The sequence below is a fragment of the Mycobacterium sp. 852013-50091_SCH5140682 genome, assembly GCF_001665685.1.
Classification (GTDB): Bacteria; Actinomycetota; Actinomycetes; order Mycobacteriales; family Mycobacteriaceae; genus Mycobacterium.
Genome location: NZ_LZTB01000054.1, coordinates 1 through 1440, shown reverse-complemented (window position 1 = coordinate 1440; position 1440 = coordinate 1). Strand labels below are relative to the sequence as shown.

Sequence of the window (1440 nt, the reverse complement as noted above, 5' to 3'; positions counted from 1 at the left end):
GTCTGAGAGGTGATGCATAGCCGAGTGAGGCGAATTCGGTGATCCTATGCTGCCAAGAAAAGCCTCTAGCGAGGACATACACGGCCCGTACCCCAAACCAACACAGGTGGTCAGGTAGAGAATACTAAGGCGTACGAGTGAACTATGGTTAAGGAACTCGGCAAAATGCCCCCGTAACTTCGGGAGAAGGGGGACCCCCATATCGTGAACCGGCTTGCCCGGGGTAGCGGGAGGGGGTGGCACAAACCAGTGAGAAGCGACTGTTTACTAAAAACACAGGTCCGTGCGAAGTCGCAAGACGATGTATACGGACTGACGCCTGCCCGGTGCTGGAAGGTTAAGAGGACCCGTTAACTCGTAAGGGTGAAGCGGAGAATTTAAGCCCCAGTAAACGGCGGTGGTAACTATAACCATCCTAAGGTAGCGAAATTCCTTGTCGGGTAAGTTCCGACCTGCACGAATGGCGTAACGACTTCTCAACTGTCTCAACCATAGACTCGGCGAAATTGCACTACGAGTAAAGATGCTCGTTACGCGCGGCAGGACGAAAAGACCCCGGGACCTTCACTACAACTTGGTATTGGTGCTCGATACGGTTTGTGTAGGATAGGTGGGAGACTGTGAAGCGCACACGCCAGTGTGTGTGGAGTCGTTGTTGAAATACCACTCTGATCGTATTGGGCCTCTAACCTCGGACCGTATATCCGGTTCAGGGACAGTGCCTGGTGGGTAGTTTAACTGGGGCGGTTGCCTCCTAAAATGTAACGGAGGCGCCCAAAGGTTCCCTCAACCTGGACGGCAATCAGGTGTTGAGTGTAAGTGCACAAGGGAGCTTGACTGCGAGACATACATGTCGAGCAGGGACGAAAGTCGGGACTAGTGATCCGGCACCTCTGAGTGGAAGGGGTGTCGCTCAACGGATAAAAGGTACCCCGGGGATAACAGGCTGATCTTCCCCAAGAGTCCATATCGACGGGATGGTTTGGCACCTCGATGTCGGCTCGTCGCATCCTGGGGCTGGAGCAGGTCCCAAGGGTTGGGCTGTTCGCCCATTAAAGCGGCACGCGAGCTGGGTTTAGAACGTCGTGAGACAGTTCGGTCTCTATCCGCCGCGCGCGTCAGAAGCTTGAGGAAATCTGTCCCTAGTACGAGAGGACCGGGACGGACGAACCTCTGGTCTACCAGTTGTCCCACCAGGGGCATGGCTGGATAGCCACGTTCGGACAGGATAACCGCTGAAAGCATCTAAGCGGGAAACCCCCTCCAAGACCAGGCTTCTCACCCATTAAGTGGGATAAGGCCCCCCGCAGACCACGGGATCGATAGACCAGACCTAGACACCTAGCAATAGGCGCAGGGAACTGGCACTAACCGGCCGAAAACTTACAACAACCCAACAAACACCAACGTGTGTGGGTTTTCAGTAAGACACGCACATCA

The 1440-nt window shown here is 54.8% G+C and carries 1 rRNA gene; it reads left to right on the top strand.

Going from position 1 to position 1440, the window contains the following annotated elements:
* Positions 1-1392, top strand: a 23S ribosomal RNA gene (locus A5784_RS16505); the annotation flags it as partial.
* Positions 1393-1440 lie beyond the last annotated feature (48 nt).